Consider the following 19,576-nt stretch of genomic DNA (forward strand, 5'->3'; position numbering starts at 1 on the left):
GCCTCCGGCGGGGGCGGGGGCGCCGCGGTCGGCGAGGGCCTGGGCACCGCCGCCAAGGCCGGGGTCGCCGCCGCCATCGCGGTCGCCGCGGCCGCCGTCGCCGCGTACGCGCTCACCGGCTCGCCCGAGCCGCATCCCCCGGTGGCCGCTCCCCCGGTCACCAGCGCCCCGGCCGCCGCCTCCCCGACGCCGCCCGCGGCTGCGACCGCCCCGGCCCCGGCCCCGGCGCCCAGCGCCGCCGATCCGGCCCCGGAAGCGCCCCCGGCGAGCCCCGGCGCCGAGCCGGCCGCCAAGTCCACGCCGACTCCGCCGCCCGCCACCACCCAGGCGCCGGAGCCCGTCATGCCCGCACCCGGCCCGCAGGCGCCGCAGCCGACCGTCGCTCCCCCGGTCGTGCCGGTGCCGACCCTGCCGCCGCTGCCCACGCCCGACGTGCCGGTCATCCCGACGCCCACCCTGCCGCCGGTGCCGACCCCGACCGTCACCACGCCGACGCCGCCCGTGCTCAGCGACTTCTGGGGCGACTCGCTGCCCGTCCTCAAGCCCGGCAACAACCGGGTGCCGCTGCCCGAGCCGAGCATCCGGCAGAAGGGCAGCGACAAGTTCTGGCAGCGTGACGGCGGCTGGATCGGCGGCGACTACCACCCGCACGCGATCACCGTGCACGCCCCGGCGACCACCGTGATCGACCTCAACCGCAGCTGCACGTCCTTCGACGCGGTGGTCGGGGTGGACGACGCCACGCTCTCGCCGGGCGGGGTCGTCTTCTCCGTCCAGGGCGGCGACGGCACCACCCTGTGGCGCTCCCGCGCGCTGGCCGTCGGCGACGACGCTATGCCGGTGCACGTGCCGCTGACCGGGCAGAAGTCGGTCAAGCTGGTGGTCACACCGGTGAACGGGATCTGGTCGGCGCTGAACGTTGCGGACTGGGCCCAGGCCCGCTTCCGCTGCTCGTGACGGGGGCTCGCTCCGGGCGCTCATGACGGAGCCCGCTCCAGGGGGCCTGGAGCGGGCCTCGGGTCCGCGGTGCCGCGCGACCGACGCGGAATGCACGGCCGCGACCGGCCGTCAGATGGCGCAGGAGCCGTCCGCGCAGGCCTCCCCGGCCGGGGCGACCTGCACCGGGGCGGGGCGGCGCTCGCCGATCTCGGCGGCGACCTGCTCCAGCACCTTGCGGAAGGTCGCGGCGTCCTGGCCGCCCTGAACCGCCCACTTGCCCTCGAAGACGAAGGTCGGCACGGCGTTGATGCCCAGCTCCCGGCCCTCGGCCAGCTGGGCGTTGACCTCGGCGGTGCCCTCGTCGCCCGCCAGGTAGGCGGTCACCCGGTCCCGGTCCAGGCCGGCCGACACGGCGACGTCGGTCAGTGCGGCGCGGTCACCGACGTCGACGCCGTCGGTGAAGTGCGCCTTCAGCAGTGCCTCCTTCAGCCGTCCCTGGGCGGCCGGGCCGTACTCGGCCTCGGCGAGGTGCAGCAGGCGGTGTCCCAGGAAGGTGTTGGCGTGCAGCGCGGCGTCGAAGTCGTACGTGATGCCCTCGACGAGGCCCAGCTCCGCCACCCGGGCGTCCATCGCCACCGACTGCGGGCCGTAGCGCTCGGCCAGCCAGGCACGGTGCGGGCTCGCCGTCGCGGGAGCGTCCGGGACCAGCTGGTACGGGCGGTAGACGACCTCGACCCGCTCCTTGCCCGGGAAGTCCGCCAGGGCCTGCTCGAAACGGCGCTTGCCGATGTAGCACCAGGGACAGGCGATGTCGGACCAGATCTCGACCTTCATGCGGGTGGCTCCAGGGGGCGTCTTGTCAGATGTGTACGAGATGGGTGAACGATGAACCATCTCGGGACATTCCCGGCACCCCGCGGGCGTCCCCCCGGCCGGTCAGGCCGCGGGCGGCGCCGGGACCACCAGCACCGGGCAGGCCGCGTGGTGCACGACCGCCGAGCACACCGAGCCCAGCAGCAGCCGGGCGAAGCCGCCGTTGCCCCGGGTCCCGATCACCAGCGTGTGCTGCCGGGCCGCCGCCTCCAGCAGCACCTCGATCACATTGCCCAGCACCACGTGCAGCGACAGCTCCCCCGCGTACGGCGCGGAACGCTGGCGCTGCACGGCGGCCACCGAGCGGCGCAGCCCGTCCGCCATGCTCTCGACCAGCGTCTCCACGCTCTCCTGCACCAGCTCCGCCATCCCCGGCGGGTAGCCGGCCGGCGCCGGGTTGACCACGGCGAGCACGTACAGCGGCAGCCCGAACCGCTCGGCCTCCGTCATCGCCCGGTCCAGCGCCCACAGCGACCCGTCCGACCCGTCGCACGCCGCCAGCACCCCCGGCGGCCGCCCCGCCGGCGGACGCCCGAGCACCGACAGCACGACCGGCACATCCCGCCCCGCGCTCCCAGCGGCCACCGCACGTCCTCCTCGCCCCGGATCCACACCCCCGTCATCATCACCGCCCCGCCGATCCGGGCCCGGCAACCGCGCCGCAGGGCGGGGAGGAGGAGTGGAGGAGGCGGAGAAGTCGCGTGTGCCGGAGCACGCTCCGGGGGTCAGGGGACGGCCGGGGCCGGGGTTGCGGGGCGGGGGCCGGGGCGAGCCGGGCGGGCTCAGCGCGTCCGGGTGGGCGGCTGGGGACCCCGTCCGATGGGCGCCTCGGTGGCGGGAGGCGCCGGACGCGGGACCGGGCTCCCGCCGCTGGGCAGGACTCCGCAGACCGCGTCGTGGCAACGCAGGCCCACGCGCCGCGGTGACGGGACCGGACTCACGAGGTGAGGGCCGGCTGGCGGGGGCTGGGCAGGCCCGTCCAGCAGGCGCCGTGGCGGCGGGCGCGGATGCGGCGGAGCCAGAGTTCGGTGGAGACGAGGTCGGCGAGGCCGGCGAGGGCGGAGGGGGACAGGGGGTTGGTGGGGTCGGCGGACCGGGCGAGGCCGGCGCGGACGGCGGGGAGGTCGATGAGGCCGGCGTCGGCGAGCAGCGGGGCGTCGAAGAGTTCGGCGAGCCCGTCGGCGGCGAGGCGCAGGCCCGCGCGGGCGGGAGCGGTGCGGTCGGGGCGGGGGCCGCGACCCCAGTCGGGGGGCAGGTCGGTGCGGCCGGCGCCGGTGAGGACGGCGTGCAGGAGGGCGTGCCGGGCGCCGGGCTGGAGGCGGACGTCGTCGGGCAGCAGTCGGGCGGCGCGCACCACCTGGTTGTCGAGGAAGGGCGCGTGCAGCCGCTGTCCGGGCTGTTCGGCGGCGTGCACGAGCGTGCGGAAGGAGCGAGCCTGCCGGTAGAGGGCGTGCCGGGCCCGGTGCGCGCCGGGATGTTCCTCGGGCGCCGGTTTGCGCGCCGCCAGGCGGAGCCGTAGCGCGACCGAGGAGAGCGCCTCGTCGGAGAGCCAGCGGGCGGCCGGGCCGGGCACGCACCAGGCGAGGTCGACGGCCGAGCGGGCCCCCGCCGTGTCGGCGCCGTTCGGGACGTGGCGGGCGGTCAGCTTGGCGGCCGCCTCGTCCAGCGCCTCGGCGTAGCGGACCCGGGAGAGCCGGTGGGCGGCCCGGACGACGGTGAGCGGGGTGCGGAGCGCGCCGGTGAGGACGCCCGCGGCCGCCCGGTCGGCGCCGGCCAGCGCGACGACCGGGGGCAGGAGTTCGCGCGGCCGGCCGGCCCGGATGAGGTCGGCGAGCCGGGCCGGGTGCCCGTCCAGGACCTGGCGGGCGCCGTAGCCGGTGAGGTGGTCGGTGCCGCCGGCGTCGAAGCGGGCCTCGGCCCGGGCGGCGGCGACGAGTTCGGGCCCGGGCTCGTCGGTGAGCCGGCCGGCCTGCGGGTCGGTGCCCGGTCCGGCGTACGGGAGGGTGTCCGGGCCGGGGTCGAGCACGGTGTGCCGCAGTCGCGGGGTCTCGGGGGCGAGCACGAGGCCGGCCGGGGGCTCGCTCTCGCCGAGCGTGACGGCGGCCAGCTGCTCGGGGGCGGCGGGTTCCGGGGCGGTGGCGCGGGCCCAGGAGCCCTTGACCGCGCCGCTCCTGGCCCCTGCGGTGGCCGCCCGGGCCGCCGCGGTGGCCGCGGGCACCGGTGGCAGCGGGACGGCGGCGGCGAGCAGCGCGACGGTCGCGGAGGCCGTCCCGTACGAGAGGTCGACGCCGAGCCGGGCCCGCCCGGCCGAATCGGGGACCGGGGCGGTGGTGCGGACCCGGGAGCGGACGGACTCCAGCAGGGCGCGGGTGAGTTCGCGGACGGCGGGCGCCTCGTCGCGCGGCTGCTCGGCGCCGGCCGGATCGTCGTAGCCGGACAGGTACGGGCGGCCGCCGCGGATGCCGAGCACGTGGCCGGGCGGCACCCGCTGGACGTCCAGGTACGGGGTGCCGGTGCCGAGCGCCTCGGGGGACTCGGGGCAGGCGAGCCGGGCGGCGAGGTGGCCGGTGTCCAGCGCGGCGCCGACCAGGTCGGCGAGCGGCAGGGCCGCGGTGGCGTACGCGGTGCCGCCGGCCCACGGGGTGTGGAAGACGGGCTGGGCGCCGGCGAGGTCGGTGAGCAGCAGGGTGGAGCGGATGCCGGAGCGCAGCACGACGGTGTAGCTGCCGGGCCAGGCGGTCAGGTGGCGGACGGCGCCGCCGCGGGCGGCGGCGAGGCCGGCGGCGAGCTCGGCGTCGGTGGCGCCGCAGTGGCCGAGGACGGCGAGCCGGGAGGTGGCGGGGGTGTCCTCGACCTGGTCGGGGGCGGTGGGGCCGGTGCTGACCACGGCGGCGGCGCCGGGACGGAGGGTGACCAGGCGGATCTCCGTGGGGCGCCAGTCGCCCACGGCCCAGAGCGGGTCGGGCCCGGTCCACAGCGGGCGCGCGGCGATCGGCTCGATCCTGCCGAGCGCCTCGTACACCGGGGTGCCCGCGCTCGGCGCGCCCGTGCACCAGCCCGTCAGCCACCGCATCGTGCCTCCACCGGACGAGGACCTGCATCCCTGCGGCGCGTTCGCCGCCCGCCGGGCGGCCGGGTGGTGTGCCGTGGCGGCCCGTGCGCGTCCCGACGTGCCCTCGCAGCTCGACGCGCCGTCAGGAGACATCGTGCCACCGCGGGACGTCGCCGTGGCCGGTGTTCCGGGTTCCGCTTCCGTTCGGACCGGCCGCTCGACGGTCACTGCGGCCGCGCGGGCCGACGAGGGTCCGCTCGCGGGCGCGCCCCGGGCCCGGGGCTCCTCCGGCACCCGATCACTGCGGGTGGGCAAGTTCCTTGATCCGCCGGGGAGTTCGATCTTCCCGGCGCTCCGGGGGGTGGGCGGGCCGGACCTCCCCCTCCCCGGCCCGGACCGCCCGCGAACACCTTTGACATGGGCATCGCGAGATGGCCGAAAGGCGTCGCCCAGCCCGGGAGGGCATCCGCATGCCCTCCCGGACTTCACCGCCGCCCGCGGGGATTGAGGCGACGGCGTCCCCCGGCCCGCCGGGTCCTCGACGGCAGGCCGACCCACGACCACCAGCGAATCGCCGACCAGCCGGTCGGGCCAGGGAGCACGGCCGGGCGCACGTGAACACGGGACCGGAGCACGACGCTCCGGCGCGCGGCGCGGTCGGCCGGATCCGAGTGGTCCGGACCAACCCCGGTGCGGCACCGCCGAGTGCGCGATCCCGCCATCCGGAATGCGACCTCTTAACCGTCGGAACGCGTCCGACTACGCTAGGTACAGCAGCTACGGCCCGGTGCCGCCCGGGCCCCGCGCACAAGGCCGCAGGAGGTGTCGCCGCCACCATGACCGTCAGCCCACGTGGACCGAACGAACGGCTCGGCACGCTCCTGACCCTCGCCCAGATCAGCAACGCCGGACTGGCCCGCCGGGTCAACGACCTCGGCGCCCAGCGCGGGCTGACCCTGCGGTACGACAAGACCTCGGTGGCCCGCTGGGTCAGCAAGGGCATGGTGCCGCAGGGGCCCGTCCCGCACCTGATCGCCACCGCGATCGGCGGCAAGCTCGGCCGCCCCGTCCCGCTGGAGGAGATCGGCCTGGGCGACACCGACCCGGCGCCCGAACTCGGCCTGGCCTTCCCGCGCGAGGTCGCCGACGCGGTCCGGTCCGCGACCGACCTGTGGCGGGTCGACCTCGACCTGCGCCGGGGCCCCGGCGGCGGCCGCTGGAGCGACAGCCTGGCCGGCACCTTCTCGGTCGCCGCCTACGCGACCCCCGTCTCCCGCTGGCTGATCACCCCCGCGGACGGCTCGGTGGCCCGCGAGGTGCCGCGTTCCCCCAGCGACGCCTCCTCCTACCGGGTCGGCCACTCGGACGCCGCCAAGCTCCGCGAGGCCGCCCAGGAGGCCCGCCGCTGGGACTCCAAGTACGGCGGCGGGGACTGGCGTTCGTCGATGGTGCCGGAGTGCCTGCGGGTGGAGGCGGCGCCGTTGTTGCTCGCCTCGTACAGCGACGCGGTCGGCCGGGCCCTGTTCGGGGCCACCGCCGAACTGACCAGACTGGCCGGCTGGATGGCCTTCGACACCGGACAGCACGAGGCCGCCCAGCGCTACTACATCCAGGCGCTGCGGCTCGCCCGGGCCGCCGCCGACGTGCCGCTCGGCGGCTACGTGCTGGCCTCGATGAGCCTCCAGGCGGGCTACCGGGGCTTCGCCGAGGAGGCGGTCGACCTCGCCCAGGCCGCGCTGGAGCGCAACCGGGGCCTGGCCACCGCCCGCACCATGAGCTTCTTCCACCTGGTGGAGGCCCGGGCCCAGGCCAAGGCCCGCAATGCGGCGGCGTGTGCGACGGCGCTCGGCGCGGCGGAGAGCGCGCTCGAACGGGCGCGCGCCGGGGATCCCGATCCGGCCTGGATCGACTTCTACGCCTACGACCGGCTCGCCGCCGACGCCGCCGAGTGTTTCCGCGACCTCGGAGTGCCCTCCAAGGTCCGGCAGTTCACCCGCGAGGCGCTGGCCACGCCCACCGAGGGCTTCGTCCGCTCGCACGGCCTGCGGCTGGTGGTCTCGGCGATGGCCGAGGCGGAGGCGGGCGATCTGGACGCCGCGGTCGCCGCCGGCGAGCGCGCCGTCGAGGTGGCCGGCCGGATCTCCTCGCAGCGCAGCCGGGAGTACGTGGTGGAGATGCTGCGGCGGTTGGAGCCCTTCCAGGGTGAACGCCGGGTACGGGAGTTGACCGAGCGGGCGCGGGCGGTGATCGTCGCTCCGGCGTGAGCGGACGGGACGGCGCTCCGGCGCCCGACGGTAAATGGAGTGCGGCGACGGGAGGGACCTGGCTAGGGTTTCTCCCGTCCAGGTGCGCAGGCAGAGGTTACTTCCACTCTTAATGGGCAGGTCGCGGGTTCGAGTCCCGTCACCGGCTTCGGGCCGGTGTAGCTCAGTCGGCAGAGCAGCTTCGTCACCTCAGCCGCCTTCGATCTCTGGACACCTACACGTGAATAGTTCGTCCGCACCTCCCGGTGCGACGGCGGCGGTTACTTCTTGGTGAGGCGTCCGTAGGACGCTGCGGTTCGAGCCCGCGAAACACCGCCGCCACCTTTGATCTCGGGAGGCAGCGCGCTCCGGAGTGCCCGGTGCGCAGGCGGGGGTTACTTCGGATCTTGCGGTTCCGGGTTCAAGTCCCGGGCGTGCCGTGCGCGAGTGCGGCCGCTAGCTCAATTCGGTAGAGCACAAGGCATACACCCCCGCCGACGTCGGCCGCCCAGCGGCCGGCACGATCTCGGGCACCCCGGCCGCGGCATGCCTCCCTCCCCACTGATACCAGCAGGCCGAGGGGGGCTTCCGCATGTCCAGGTTCAACTTCCGCAAGGCCAAGGCGAGTCCGAGCTCGCCGGTGGCCACCACCGGCCGGCGCACCGTCAACCACAACGGCGGCCCGGGCTTCGTCCGGGACCGCAAGTCCGAGCTCTTCCTGCTCGCGGTCGCCAACATGGTCGGCCAGGACACCTTCCACGAGCGTGGCGGCGAGCGCGACGACCGCTACACCGCGCTGGTGCGCGAACTCGCGGTCGCCGAGCCGGAGTGGACCGTCGGGCTGCTGCGCTGGCTGCGCTACGGCGCCCAGATGCGCACCGCCGCCCTGGTCGGCGCCGCCGAGTTCACCCGCGCCCGGCTGGACGCGGGCGCCCACGGCCACTCCCGGCAGGCCGTCGCGGCGGTGCTGCGGCGCGCCGACGAGCCCGGCGAACTGCTCGCCTACTGGACCTCGCGCTACGGCCGGGCGCTGCCCAAGCCGCTCAAGCGCGGCGTCGCGGACGCCGTCCAGCGCCTGTACGACGCCCGCTCGCTGCTCAAGTACGACACCGCGGGCAAGGGCTACCGCTTCGGCGACGTGATCGAGCTGACCCACCCCTCGCCGGCCCCGGACAAGGAGTGGCAGGGCGCGCTGTTCGCGTACGCGCTGGACCGCCGGCACCGGCCGGACGAGGCCGTCCCGCCGGCCGCCGACCGGATGCTGACCGCCAACCGCGCGCTGCTGGCGCTGCCCGTCGAGGAGCGCCGGGCGGCGGTGACCGCCGAGGACGGCGCCGAGCGGCTGGCCTCCGCCGGGCTGACCTGGGAGGCGCTGGCGGGCTGGCTGCAGGGGCCGCTGGACGCGGCGGTCTGGGAGGCGGTCATCCCGTCGATGGGTCCGATGGCGCTGGTGCGGAACCTGCGCAACTTCGACCGGGCCGGGGTCTCGGACGCCGCCGCGGCCGAGGTGGCCCGGCGGATCTCCGACAAGGGCGAGGTGCGGCGCTCGCGCCAGTTCCCGTTCCGCTACCTGGCTGCGTACCGCAACGTGCCCTCACTGCGCTGGGGGCACGCGCTGGAGACCGCGCTCGGCCACTCGCTGGCGAACGTGCCCGAACTGCCCGGCCGGACGCTGATCCTGGTGGACCGCTCCGGTTCGATGTTCGACCGCTCCGGCGGGCCCACCGAGCTCAACCGGGCGGACTCGGCGGCGATCTTCGGCACCGCGCTGAAGGTCCGGGCCGCCGAGGCGGACCTGGTCGAGTTCGGCACCACCAGCCAGGTGGTCGAGGTCGGCCGGGGCGAGGCGGTGCTGCGGGTGCTGGAACGTTTCTCCAGTCTCGGCGGCACCAACACCGCCGACGCCGTCCGCACCCACTACCGCGGCCACGACCGGGTGGTGATCGTCACCGACGAGCAGACCGGCCCGGGCCGCTGGGGCGGCGACCCGCTCGCCGCCGTCCCGGCCCACGTGCCCGTCTACACCTGGAACCTGGCCGGCTACGCCCCGGGCCACGGCCCCAGCGGCGGCGCCCACCGGCACACCTTCGGCGGCCTGAGCGACGCGGCCTTCCGGCTGATCCCCCTCCTGGAGGCCGGGGCGAACGCCGCCTGGCCCTGGGAGGCGTAGCCCGGGCACCCCTCCGCGCGCCCTCGACCCGCCCGTCCCGCCGTGGCAGCATCGGCCCCGGCAGGACGGGCCGGGCGAGGGCGAGGAGTGCGCGGTGACGGACCAGGTCGACGTGGCGGTGGTGGGCGGCGGGATCGTCGGGCTGGCCACGGCGTACGCACTGACCCTGGCACGGCCGGGGCTGCGGCTCGCGGTCCTGGAGAAGGAGGCCGGCTTCGCGGCGCACCAGACCGGGCGCAACAGCGGGGTGATCCACAGCGGCGTCTACTACCGCCCCGGCTCGTACAAGGCCCGGTTCGCCGTCGCGGGCGCCGCCGAGCTGGTGGCGTTCTGCCGCGAGCACGGCATTCCGTACGAGGTGACCGGCAAGCTGGTCGTGGCCACCGGCGCCGCCGAACTGCCCCGGCTGGCGGCGCTGGCCGGGCGCGGGCGGGCCAACGGCATCCCGGTCACCGAGCTGGACCGGACCGGGATCGCCCGCCACGAGCCCGAGGTGACCGGGATCGCCGGGCTGCACGTCGCCACCACCGGCATCTGTGACTTCCCGGCCGTCGCCACCGCGTACGCCCGGCTGGCCCGGGAGGCCGGCGCCGAACTGCGGCCCGGCAGCGAGGTGCTGGCCGTGGCCCGGCGCCGGGACGGGGTGACGCTGCGGACCCCGGCCGGAGAACTGCGCTGCCGGGTGCTGGTGAACTGCGCCGGGCTGCACAGCGACCGGATCGCCCGGCTGACCGGGGACGACGCCGGGGTGCGGATCGTGCCGTTCCGCGGCGAGTACTACGAACTGACCGAGCGGCGCCGGAACCTGGTGCGCGGCCTGGTCTACCCGGTGCCCGACCCGGCCTTCCCCTTCCTCGGCGTGCACCTCACCCGGGGCGTCCACGGGGACGTCCACGTCGGCCCGAACGCGGTGCCCGCGCTCGCCCGCGAGGGCTACGACTGGCGCACCGTCCGCCCGCGCGACCTCGCCGACACCCTGGCCTTCCCCGGCACCTGGCGGATCGCCCGCCGGCACTGGCGGTACGAGCTGGGCGAACTGCACCGCTCGCTGTCCAAGCGGGCGTTCACCACGGCCGTCCGGCGGCTGCTGCCCGCCGTCGCCCCGGAGGACCTGGTGCCGGCCGCCGCCGGGGTCCGGGCCCAGGCGGTGGCCCGGGACGGCTCACTGCTGGACGACTTCGCCTTCGCCGGCTTCGACCCGGACGACCCGCGCTCCCCGCGCCGCGCGGTGCACGTGCTGAACGCGCCCTCGCCCGCCGCCACGGCCTCACTGCCGATCGGCCGGGAGGTGGCCCGCCGGGCCCTGGCCGCGCTGGAGGCCGGCGGGTGAGCCGAGCAGCGGTCGGGCCGATGAGTCCGGTCACAGGCCCGGCCGGAGAGCCCCGACAGCCCCGTAGACTCGGGTGATTGTGACTGCCACCGCCCCGATCCCCCAGACCTCGCCGTCCGCCCGGCTGTCCGCCGCGCCGGCCGCCTACCCCGCGCCGATGTACCCGCACAAGGCCACCGAGGCCCAGCACCGCGAGCGTCGCATCCGCAGCTTCCAGCCGCGCCGGGGCCGGATGACCAACGCCCAGGCGAGCGCCCTGGACCGGAGCTGGGAGACGTACGGCATCCCCATCGACGGCAGCCCGCTGGACCTGCCGGAGCTGTTCGGCGGCCTGCCGGTGACCCTGGAGATCGGCTTCGGCATGGGCGAGACCACCGCCGCGATGGCCGCCGCCGACCCGACCATGGGCATCCTCGCCGCCGACGTGCACACCCCCGGCCACGGCAACCTGCTCGGCCTGCTGGAGCGCGACGGCTCCCGGAACGTCCGCACGGCCGCCGGCGACGCGGTGATCCTGCTGCGCGACATGCTCCCGGACGCCTCCCTGGCCGGTCTGCGGGTCTACTTCGCCGACCCGTGGCCCAAGCCGAAGCACCACAAGCGCCGGCTGGTCCAGCCCGACTTCCTCGACCTGGTGCTGCCCCGGCTCGCCCCCGGCGCCCTGGTGCACTGCGCCACCGACTGGGAGCCGTACGCGGAGCAGATGCTGGCCGTGCTGTCCGCCTCGCCGGAGCTGGAGAACCTGCACCCCGAGGGTGACGGAACCGGCTGGCTGGAGCCCGCGGACCACCCGGACGGCAGCATTCCCGGCTACGCCCCGAGGCCGGACTGGCGTCCGGTCACCAAGTTCGAACGGGCCGGGATCGCCAAGGGCCACGTCGTCCACGACCTGCTGTTCCGCCGCCGCTGACCCACCGGGGCCGTTCGAACGGGCGGACGCGCGGCGGCCGTGCGGTCGGGCCCGGGACGGACGGCTCGTCCCGAGTCCTCCCGACGGGCCGTCACCGTGGCCTACCCTGTGCCGCATGGGCAGCCCGTCCGGCGGCGGGTTCCGGAGGAACTGTCGGACGACGGTTCGAGCCGCCGCCGACGCACCGGAGACGGTCCCGAGCACCGGCGACACCCGGACCATCCCGGGGCCCCGGAGGCGCCGGGCCCACCGGCTGCTGCCCCGGCCGGGTACCGCGCCCGCCGTACCGGTCCCGCCCGGGGCGCCCACCGCCTCCCCCGCCGCGGCCGGGACGCCCGCCGCTCCCGGGGCCCCGCCGGGCCGCAGCCGCTCGGTGGCGCTCTCCTCCGTCACCGCGACCGCCGTGCTGACCCTGATCGGCTGCGGGGTGCTGATCCTGCACCTGGTCCAGCGGCAGACCGGCACGGTCGGGCTGCTGGTCGGCCTGGGCCTGGCGATGGTGCCGCTGCCGTTCGTGCTCGGCGGCCTGGCCTGGCTCAACCTCACCGCCCGGGTGCCGCTGCGGCACACCGTGTTCTGCCTCGGCTGGGGCGCCTGCGCGGCCACCACCGTCGCCATCCTGGCCAACAACTGGACGGCGAGCTACCTGACCCGGTACCGGGGCCCGTTCGGGGAACTGCTCGGCGCCGGGATCGCCACCCCGGTGATCGAGGAGACCGCCAAGGCCTCCGCCCTGCTGGTGCTCCTGCTCCCGCTCGGCCGGCGGCTGCGCTGCCACGGCCGCCGCACCGGACGCCCCTGCGCGCCGCTGCTGCGCCGGTTGCCCGCGCCCCGGAGCCCCCGCCCGCACCCGCGCCACCCGGTCGGGCCGCACGCCCGCGGCCGGCTGCGGCTGCGCCCGCACCTGCGGCCACTGCCCTACCTTCGCCCCGCCCCGCCCTCCGGCGCACCACACCACCGCTCCCGGCCGCGCACCCTGGCCGCCGGGGTGGTGCTCGGCGGGATGACGGCCTGCGGCTTCGCGTTCACCGAGAACGCCCTGTACCTGGGCCGGGCCTTCACCAGCGACCAGCGGCAGCGGCTGGACAGCATCGGCCTCGGCGACCCGCCCAGCCTGCGCGACTTCGACAGCACCGTGCAGACCTTCGTGCTGCGTGCCCTGCTCTCCCCCTTCGCCCACCCGCTGTTCACCGCGCTCACCGGGATCGGCCTGGCCGTCGCCCTCACCACCGCGCGGCGCTGGCTGGCCCGGCTGGCGGTGCCGGCCGGGCTGCTGCTGGCGATGACGCTGCACGGCACCTGGAACGCCGCGGCCGACCTCGGCACGGACGGCTTCCTGGTGGTGTACGGGGCGCTGATGGTGCCCTGCTTCGCCGCGCTGGTCTGCTTCGCGGCCTGGGCGAGGTGCCGCGCGGCCCGGCACACGGCGCCCGGCCGACGTCGGACGGAGGGGCGGGCCCGACGGCAGTCGCGCCAGGCTCGGCGGGGCCCCGGGCGCGGGGCCGCCGAAGGCGTCTGAAGAACCGATTTCCCATCTCGGCGACTTCCACGTATTGTTGTGTTCACCGACGCGGGGTGGAGCAGCTCGGTAGCTCGCTGGGCTCATAACCCAGAGGTCGCAGGTTCAAATCCTGTCCCCGCTACTCAGTAGCAGGAAGGCCCGGAGGACACGTCCTCCGGGCCTTTCGCGTGTCCGGGCGCGGACAGAACACGGTCCTGCCACGAAGCTGTAACGGCGGTCCGTCCGACGATCACCTGTCAGGTGCCTGAACCATACTGAGGAAAAATTCATCTCATTGGGGGGCTCGGGCCACCCCGGACAGGAAAAACCACATGTCGTCGAAGCGACTGGTCAGCACCGCCGCGATCTGCCTCGTCCTGGCCGCCGGCACCGCCGCGTGCGGCGGTACCAAGAGCGACGGGAAGAGCGGCGACGCCAAGGCGGGCGCCTCGCAGAAGCTCGACACCGACAAGCTCAGCGCGAAGGACATCGAGAAGCAGGCCAAGGACGCCCTGGCCTCCGCGACCTCCCTCAAGATGGCCGGCACTATCGGCACCGACGAGGGCCAGATGGAGATGAACCTGTCGCTGGACAACAAGAGCCAGTGCACCGGCACCATGGCGATGCCGGGCATGGGCAAGTTCGAGATCATCAGCGACGGCAAGACCTCGTACGTCAAGCCGGACACCGCGTTCTGGACCAACATGGGCGGCCCGAACGGCGCCAAGGCCGCCGAGCTGTTCAAGGGCCGCTACCTGACCGGCTTCGAGAACGACCCGTCGATGGGCTCCCTCACCAGCGTCTGCAACCTCGCCGAGTTCACCAAGAAGATCGGCTCGGAGGAGGGCACCGGCGACAAGGTCGAGAAGGGCTCCGCCGGCAACATCAACGGCGTGAAGACCTTCAGCCTCAAGGCCACCGACTCCAAGGGCGAGGTCACGACCCTCAACATCGCCACCGAGGGCAAGCCCTACCCGGTGCGGATCGAGAACGCCGGCGCCAAGGACGGCGGCAAGATCGACTTCAGCGAGTTCGACAAGCCGCTGACCATCCAGGTCCCGTCGGCCGAGAACACGATCGACTTCACCAAGTTCAAGGACCAGCTCAAGAGCGCCTGAGCAGCGGATCCGGGCGCCCCGCACGGCTGACTCCGTCGGCCGCGCGGGCGCCGCGAATAATCCGTTGCCCTTCCTCCGGTGGGCTGCCTATGGTGGCTGCACACTGAAAGGAGGTGATCCTGAGTTGAGTACCATCAGGATGCGTGAGGTGGCTGCTCGCTAGAGCCGCCCCTGCCTGCGCGGGGTGAGGCCCCAGGCCTTCGGCAGGCGAATCCAAAGCAGTCACCCGGCCCGCGGGCTCACCGGCACATCCCCGGTGCCTCGGCGCCTGGCCAGTGCACGGGCCGGCGTTGAAGGAGCAGCCCGCGGGCCGTCTGCGTTCCCGGGGAGCTTCCGGCACGATTCCGGAGGCTCCCCGTGGCGTGTCCGGGGGCTCTGCCGTTCCCGGGGCGCCGCCGTTTCCCGGGGCTCCGCACGTCGTGACGGGAGGCGCGGGGCCGGGACGTTTCCGCGGTGGGGCCGCGGCGCTAGAGTCGGCGCGGGTTCCGGAGCGGAGCGGCACGGGCACAGGGGGTAGGCGATGGTGAAGGCGCGGCGGCCGGGCGCCGGGGCGGCACGGCGGACGGCGCAGTGGGGCGCCACCGGGGTACTGGCCGGGACGGGCCTGGTCGGGCTGCTGCTGTTCGCGCTCGGCCGGGAACACGCCTGGCAGGCGCTCGGGGGCGGCCTGGTGGTGGTCGGGGCCTCGGTCGTCCTGGGCGGCGGGCTGGGCTTCCTGTTCGGAGTGCCCCGGGTGCGCGGCGGCGGCACCGGTGAGCCGCAGGGCTCGTACGCGCCGAACACCAATCTGGAGCAGGTCTCGGACTGGCTGACCAAGGTGCTGCTGGGTGTCGGGCTGACCCAGCTCGGCTCGCTCGGCGAGCGGCTGCACGACCTCGGTACGGCGCTGGCGCCCGCGCTCGGCGGGGGCGCGGACGTGGTGCCGTTCGCGGCGGCGCTGGTGCTGTACTTCCTGGTCTTCGGCTTCCTGGCCGGCTGGCTGGTGACCCGGCTGGCACTGCCGCAGGCGCTGACCGAGACCGACCAGGCGCTGGACCTCTTCCTCGCCGGACAGGACCGCGACCGGCACGGCGACAAGGTGGGCGCGGACGACCTGCGGGTCCGCGCGATGCAGCAGCTCGGGCTGCTGGGCGGCAGCGCGGAGCGCCCGGCCGCGCTGGTCGGACAGCTGCCGCCCTCCTCCGGTTCACCGGCCGGGCCGGAGGGCGTGGTGGCCGAGGTCCGTTCGACCGCGCGGCGTTCGGCGCTGACCGCCGAGCAGGTCCGGGGCCTCTTCGCGGACGGCTCCGAGGGCCGGCGGATCCAGGCGCTCGCGCTGATGCAGGGGGACCCGGCGCTGGCGGACCTGCCGAGCGTGCTGGACGCGATCGAGCACCCGCGCTCGGGCTTCGAGCAGTACCACGCGCTGCTGGCCGCCCGGGGACTGCTCTCCCGGCTGCCCGCCGCCGGGGCGCAGCGCCTGCGGGACGCGGTGGCGGCGCAGCTGGTCGACCCGCGGGGCATCCCGTACGGGTCGGACCGCAGCTGGCTGGCGGAGAAGATCCTGTCCCGGCTCCAGGCGGCGGCCCTGGTGCCGGAGCAGCCCGCCCCGCCGGCCGTACCGGCCCAGCCGGGCGGGCCGTCGGCCCCGGGGAACTCCTAGGCGTCCTGGGCGTCCTGGACGGTGAAGCGCAGTTCGGGACGGTCCCAGGTGATCGTCCCGCGTGCGGGGAAGGTGCCGACGCGTTCGGCGCCCACCCGCAGGTAGAAGCGCTCGGCGAGCGGGTGGGAGACCACCTTCACGCTGGCGATCCCGGCCCGGCGGGCCTGCTCCAGCATGTGCTCGATCAGTTCGCGGCCGGTGCCGCGCCCCTGGGCCTCGTCGGCGACGAACATCAGGTCCAGTTCGGCCGGTTCGCGGATCAGGGCGTAGAAGCCGAGCAGGTGGCCGGTGGCCGGGTCGGCGGCGAGGAACACGTCGTGCCGGGCTACGTAGTCGGGCGTCACCCGGTAGCCGTCGATCATCGCCGCGTACTCGCCGTGGTAGGCGGAGGACGCCTGGATCAGGTCGGTGAGCCGGTCGGCGTCGGCCCCGTCGGCACGCCGGATCGGTGTCGTGGTCATGCGGGCAAGTATAGGGGCGCACCCGATAAGTGACTATTACATCATCGGCCGTCGAACCGCCCTGCGACGGTGGTCGGCGGCCCGCAGCACCAGGACCCGCCGGGCGCGGCCGTCCACCGGCCCGGGGAGGCGTCGGACCTCGCTGGCTATCCGGCGCTCGCCGAGCGCGTGCCGCAGCGGGTCGAGGTGGCCGCAGCGGCGGCCCCGCCCGTCGTGCAGCGGCTGGACCCGGACCTCGCCGTCCGGGGAGGTGACCCGGACCAGTTCGGTCAGCGCCGCCAACTGGTGCTCGGGACCGAAGAGTTCGGGGTAGGCGAAGAGCAGATAGCCGCTCAGGGTGAGGGCGAAGGCGCCGTCCGCGAAGGGCAGCCGGGGCAGGGCCGCGGCCACGTACCGCTGCGGATGGGCGGACGAGTCGGCGGCGAACAACCGACGGGCGCGGTCCCAGCTGCGCAGGTAGTGCTCGGACCGGTACGGGCGGGGCGAGGGGGAGAGCTGCGGGCGGGCGGCCATCGCGGTGGCCATCGCCGCCCGGGCGGCCAGGGCGCGGACCACGACCGCCGGCAGCGGCAGCGCGTACACCGGGTCGGCGGCGATCACCCGGCAGCCCAGCTCGCGTGCCTCGGCGGCCAGGCCGGCCGCACCGCCGGGGCAGTCCAGCAGCGGTCCGGGCAGGGCGGCGAGCCGGGCCCGGGTGAGGCCGAACAGGGCGCAGTACTCGTCCAGCGGGCGGGAGGTGACCAGGACGTCCGGGTGAGCGGGGGGAATGCCGGCGGCGGCCACCCCGCCATCCGAACACGGAGCGGCCCCGTCCGCATCCGGAAGGCGTCCGGGACGCGGGCGGGGCCGCCGGGTGAAGCCGGGGGTCAGCGGCCGAGCAGGCCCCGGGCGGCGGCCCGGTTGACGTTGGTCAGACCGCGGACCAGCTGCGTGGTGAGGAAGACCAGCAGCAGTCCGATGACCGAGAGCACGGCGATCTGCCAGGGCGCCTGGACCTCGTACACGTGCTGGATGCCGTTGCTGTCGGAGTAGTCGAACAGCCGGTACCCGTGCCAGGGGGTGTAGGTCGGGAAGACCCAGTGGTAGAGCGGGTAGAGCGCCAGCACCCAGCCGAGCAGCAGGAACACCAGCGTCACCGAGAAGCTGAACACCGCCCAGGGGAACATCACCACCTGGTACAGCACGGCCTTCCAGCCGGCCGCGTCCGCCAGCCGCGCGGTGATCGCGCCCCAGCTGCCCGGGCGGACCTGGCGCACCGGCTCCGGGCCGGGGACGTCCAGGGCCAGCATGCCGCGCACCCGGGCCCGCTCCAGCCGGCCGAAGCCGCGCGCGAGGCTGGTCAGGGCGCCCAGCACGGGCAGGCCGAGGACGGTCACGAAGGTGCCGAGGCCGAAGCAGAACATGACGATCGAGAGGGAGAACCCGGCGATCGCCACCGGCAGGCCGCTGAGCGCGTAGCCGACCTCCCGGTAGTAGTACGCCGAGAACGGCGCCCGCCACAGGGCCGGCCGCTGCTCGGTCCGGCGGGCCCGGGCGGAGCGCGGGTCGTCACCGTGACCGCCCCGGACGTCCCACTCCCGGTCCTCCATGCTGCGGCTGCTGCTCATGCTCCCGGCCCCCGGCCCCTCGTGCTGTCGGTCGTTCGTCCTGCTGACGGTGTCCAGTCTGACGGGCACGCAGGCCAGACGGGATCCGGAGGCCTGGCGGATCCGGGGTGGGGTTAACCCCCCTCCGCCGCGATCCCCTCGTCTCGTTCGGTCCGCTCTGCGCCCGGGCGGCTGCCCCCGGCCCGTCCCCGGCGTTCAGCGGTCCGGGCCCGGCCTGCGGGCGCCCGGGCCCGGCCACTCGTCGGCGAGCAGCGAGTAGAGGAACGAGTCGGACCAGACGCCGTCCTTGAACCCGTCGTGCCGCAGCCGCCCCTCCAGCCGGAATCCCAGCCCGGTGAGCACCTTGACGGAGGCCTCGTTGGCCACGGCGACCCGGGCGGCCAGCCGGTGCAGGTCCAGGGCGTCGAAGGCGAGGCCGCAGAGCAGGCCGACGACCTCGCCCGCGTAGCCGCGGCCCCAGAACTCGCGGGCCAGCACGCACCCGAGGTGGGCGGCCCGGTGCCCGTCGAGGGTGAGCGAGGCCTGCCCGACCGGCGTCGCGTCCTCCGGCTCCTCGGCGTCGGCGAGCCTGGTGACGGCGAGCCGGTAGGTGTCCCGCTCCTCGGCCATCGCCTCCTCCAGGTAGAGCTCGACCTGGTCGGCGCAGGCCTCCCGGTCGCTCGGCCCGAAGGGCAGGTGGCGGGTGACCTCCAGGTCGCCGAACAGCGCGTGCAACGCGTCCACGTCGCCCTCGGTGTGGTGGTACTCGCGGACGGCCAGTCGCGGGCCGGTGAGTCGTACGGGGACCATGGCTGCCGACCCTATCCCCGCCCGGCGGCTACCGTTCGGACTATGAACGACGAAGACCTGCGGCTCGCCCCGCGCACCAAGGCCGCCGACCTGCTCGCCTGGGCGGCCGAGCAGGGCCGCGCGCCGGTGGCCGAGGGGCCGCTGCGCGCGGTGCTGGCGCTGCTGGAGCTGGGCGAGGGCAGGATGCACGACGGCTGGCCCGAACTGACCTCCGACGCGGTGGAGCACCTGCTGTACGAGCGGCTCCACCTGTACGTCCAACCGGCACCCGAGGAGGACCCGCTCGCCTACGGCGACGCCGTCCGGCTGCTGATCGACCACCAGCGGGCGGCCCGGCGGCTCAACGCCAAGCGCCAGGAGCGGCTGCACGCGGAGGCCGAGTGGCAGGGCGAGGTCGCGGCAGGGCTGCTGCGCCGCGCCGACCTGGTGACCTGGCCCCGGCTGTACGCGCTGCTGCTGCACGCGCACGGGGTGGACGTCACGGACGGGGAGGCGGTGCGGGACTGGCTGGCCGGCTTCGGGGAGCTGGCGCAGGAGGAGCGGCTGGCCGCGTACGAGGCGCTGGTGCCGGCCGGCTGGCTGGACGAGCCGGACGAGCAGGGCTGGGGCCCGGGCCGGGTGCTGTCGGTCGGCATGGCCACGGACGGCGCGCGGCGGCTGCTGGAGCAGGGCCTGATGCGGCGCAGCTACCGCAACCTGGCCGAGCTGACCGCGCAGGGACGGCCGATGCCGGACGAACTGGCCGGGGACTTCGGGCAGTTCGAGGAGGCGGCGGTCGACGCGGCGCTCGACCTGTTCGGCGGGTGGACGGTGCCGGGGCTGCCGCGGCTGCTGGTGACGGAGTTCCCGGAGCTGGCGCCGGAGCCGGGCCAGGAGGAGATCGAGGCGTACCTGGCGCAGCTGCCCGTCGAGGAGTGAGACGCCGCGCGGAGCCCCCGGCC

At 75.6% G+C, this 19,576-nt stretch carries 16 protein-coding genes and 1 tRNA gene; 10 read left to right on the forward strand and 7 right to left on the reverse strand.

Annotated elements, in window-relative coordinates; all coding sequences use genetic code 11:
- Window positions 1-957: NPCBM/NEW2 domain-containing protein (locus ACFU7Y_RS18650; protein WP_380768861.1), on the forward strand; the 957-nt coding region annotated here is incomplete at its 5' end.
- A gap of 111 nt (window positions 958-1,068) precedes the next feature.
- Here ACFU7Y_RS18650 and ACFU7Y_RS18655 read toward each other — a convergent pair.
- The 3 genes from ACFU7Y_RS18655 to ACFU7Y_RS18665 all read right to left on the reverse strand — a co-directional run bounded on the left by ACFU7Y_RS18655 (window position 1,069) and on the right by ACFU7Y_RS18665 (window position 4,885).
- Complete coding sequence (locus ACFU7Y_RS18655) at window positions 1,069-1,773, reverse strand: DsbA family protein (protein WP_224285122.1); 705 nt, start codon at window positions 1,771-1,773, stop codon at window positions 1,069-1,071.
- A gap of 102 nt (window positions 1,774-1,875) precedes the next feature.
- Complete coding sequence (locus ACFU7Y_RS18660) at window positions 1,876-2,397, reverse strand: universal stress protein (protein ID WP_224285121.1); 522 nt, start codon at window positions 2,395-2,397, stop codon at window positions 1,876-1,878.
- Between the two features lie 352 nt (window positions 2,398-2,749).
- Window positions 2,750-4,885: an asparagine synthase-related protein gene (locus ACFU7Y_RS18665; protein ID WP_380768863.1), complete on the reverse strand. Its 2,136-nt coding sequence runs from the start codon at window positions 4,883-4,885 to the stop codon at window positions 2,750-2,752.
- An 815-nt stretch (window positions 4,886-5,700) separates the two neighbouring features.
- Between ACFU7Y_RS18665 and ACFU7Y_RS18670 the strand changes: the two genes are divergently transcribed.
- From ACFU7Y_RS18670 to ACFU7Y_RS18705, 8 genes are all read left to right on the forward strand, one after another.
- Window positions 5,701-7,128, forward strand: coding sequence for an MFS transporter (locus ACFU7Y_RS18670; protein WP_224283435.1), 1,428 nt, complete (start codon window positions 5,701-5,703; stop codon window positions 7,126-7,128).
- 571 nt (window positions 7,129-7,699) lie between these two features.
- Entirely contained in the window at window positions 7,700-9,277 is a 1,578-nt protein-coding gene (locus tag ACFU7Y_RS18675; protein WP_380768864.1) for a TROVE domain-containing protein, read from the forward strand.
- A 94-nt stretch (window positions 9,278-9,371) separates the two neighbouring features.
- On the forward strand, window positions 9,372-10,607 hold the full coding sequence (gene lhgO / locus ACFU7Y_RS18680) for an L-2-hydroxyglutarate oxidase (protein ID WP_224283433.1): 1,236 nt from the start codon (window positions 9,372-9,374) through the stop codon (window positions 10,605-10,607).
- Between the two features lie 79 nt (window positions 10,608-10,686).
- Window positions 10,687-11,517, forward strand: a complete 831-nt coding sequence (gene trmB, locus ACFU7Y_RS18685; protein WP_380768866.1) for a tRNA (guanosine(46)-N7)-methyltransferase TrmB — start codon at window positions 10,687-10,689, stop codon at window positions 11,515-11,517.
- Window positions 11,518-11,632: 115 nt separating this feature from the next.
- Entirely contained in the window at window positions 11,633-13,036 is a 1,404-nt protein-coding gene (locus ACFU7Y_RS18690) for a PrsW family intramembrane metalloprotease (RefSeq protein ID WP_380768868.1), read from the forward strand.
- Window positions 13,037-13,086: 50 nt separating this feature from the next.
- Window positions 13,087-13,160, forward strand: a tRNA-Met gene (locus tag ACFU7Y_RS18695).
- A 190-nt stretch (window positions 13,161-13,350) separates the two neighbouring features.
- Entirely contained in the window at window positions 13,351-14,136 is a 786-nt protein-coding gene (locus tag ACFU7Y_RS18700; RefSeq protein WP_224282589.1) for a hypothetical protein, read from the forward strand.
- A gap of 520 nt (window positions 14,137-14,656) precedes the next feature.
- Window positions 14,657-15,778, forward strand: a complete 1,122-nt coding sequence (locus tag ACFU7Y_RS18705; RefSeq protein ID WP_224282590.1) for a hypothetical protein — start codon at window positions 14,657-14,659, stop codon at window positions 15,776-15,778.
- Here the strand turns inward: ACFU7Y_RS18705 and ACFU7Y_RS18710 are convergent.
- From ACFU7Y_RS18710 to ACFU7Y_RS18725, 4 genes are all read right to left on the reverse strand, one after another.
- Window positions 15,775-16,239 (reverse strand): GNAT family N-acetyltransferase, encoded by a 465-nt coding sequence (locus ACFU7Y_RS18710; RefSeq protein ID WP_224282591.1) that lies wholly within the window; start codon window positions 16,237-16,239, stop codon window positions 15,775-15,777. The two genes, ACFU7Y_RS18705 and ACFU7Y_RS18710, sit on opposite strands and share 4 nt — an antisense overlap.
- Window positions 16,240-16,275: 36 nt before the next feature.
- Window positions 16,276-17,022, reverse strand: a complete 747-nt coding sequence (locus tag ACFU7Y_RS18715) for a class I SAM-dependent methyltransferase (protein ID WP_380768870.1) — start codon at window positions 17,020-17,022, stop codon at window positions 16,276-16,278.
- Window positions 17,023-17,105: 83 nt separating this feature from the next.
- Window positions 17,106-17,846 (reverse strand): sensor domain-containing protein, encoded by a 741-nt coding sequence (locus ACFU7Y_RS18720; RefSeq protein ID WP_224282593.1) that lies wholly within the window; start codon window positions 17,844-17,846, stop codon window positions 17,106-17,108.
- Window positions 17,847-18,041: 195 nt separating this feature from the next.
- Window positions 18,042-18,635, reverse strand: coding sequence for a GNAT family N-acetyltransferase (locus tag ACFU7Y_RS18725; RefSeq protein ID WP_380768872.1), 594 nt, complete (start codon window positions 18,633-18,635; stop codon window positions 18,042-18,044).
- A 42-nt stretch (window positions 18,636-18,677) separates the two neighbouring features.
- Between ACFU7Y_RS18725 and ACFU7Y_RS18730 the strand changes: the two genes are divergently transcribed.
- Window positions 18,678-19,553, forward strand: a complete 876-nt coding sequence (locus tag ACFU7Y_RS18730; protein WP_380768874.1) for a hypothetical protein — start codon at window positions 18,678-18,680, stop codon at window positions 19,551-19,553.
- The last annotated feature ends 23 nt before the right edge of the window (window positions 19,554-19,576 follow it).

The sequence above is a fragment of the Kitasatospora sp. NPDC057542 genome (genome assembly GCF_042801945.1).
Lineage (GTDB): Bacteria > Actinomycetota > Actinomycetes > Streptomycetales > Streptomycetaceae > Kitasatospora.

What these genes read in the sequence shown, in the direction of transcription:
- ACFU7Y_RS18655 (WP_224285122.1), bottom strand. Translation starts at nt 1,773, where the DNA reads ATGAAGGTCGAGATCTGGTCCGACATCGCCTGTCCCTGGTGCTACATC.
- ACFU7Y_RS18665 (WP_380768863.1), bottom strand. Translation starts at nt 4,885, where the DNA reads ATGCGGTGGCTGACGGGCTGGTGCACGGGCGCGCCGAGCGCGGGCACC.
- ACFU7Y_RS18670 (WP_224283435.1), top strand. Translation starts at nt 5,701, where the DNA reads ATGACCGTCAGCCCACGTGGACCGAACGAACGGCTCGGCACGCTCCTG.
- ACFU7Y_RS18675 (WP_380768864.1), top strand. Translation starts at nt 7,700, where the DNA reads ATGTCCAGGTTCAACTTCCGCAAGGCCAAGGCGAGTCCGAGCTCGCCG.
- ACFU7Y_RS18690 (WP_380768868.1), top strand. Translation starts at nt 11,633, where the DNA reads ATGGGCAGCCCGTCCGGCGGCGGGTTCCGGAGGAACTGTCGGACGACG.
- ACFU7Y_RS18700 (WP_224282589.1), top strand. Translation starts at nt 13,351, where the DNA reads ATGTCGTCGAAGCGACTGGTCAGCACCGCCGCGATCTGCCTCGTCCTG.
- ACFU7Y_RS18705 (WP_224282590.1), top strand. Translation starts at nt 14,657, where the DNA reads ATGGTGAAGGCGCGGCGGCCGGGCGCCGGGGCGGCACGGCGGACGGCG.
- ACFU7Y_RS18710 (WP_224282591.1), bottom strand. Translation starts at nt 16,239, where the DNA reads ATGACCACGACACCGATCCGGCGTGCCGACGGGGCCGACGCCGACCGG.
- ACFU7Y_RS18720 (WP_224282593.1), bottom strand. Translation starts at nt 17,846, where the DNA reads ATGAGCAGCAGCCGCAGCATGGAGGACCGGGAGTGGGACGTCCGGGGC.
- ACFU7Y_RS18725 (WP_380768872.1), bottom strand. Translation starts at nt 18,635, where the DNA reads ATGGTCCCCGTACGACTCACCGGCCCGCGACTGGCCGTCCGCGAGTAC.
- ACFU7Y_RS18730 (WP_380768874.1), top strand. Translation starts at nt 18,678, where the DNA reads ATGAACGACGAAGACCTGCGGCTCGCCCCGCGCACCAAGGCCGCCGAC.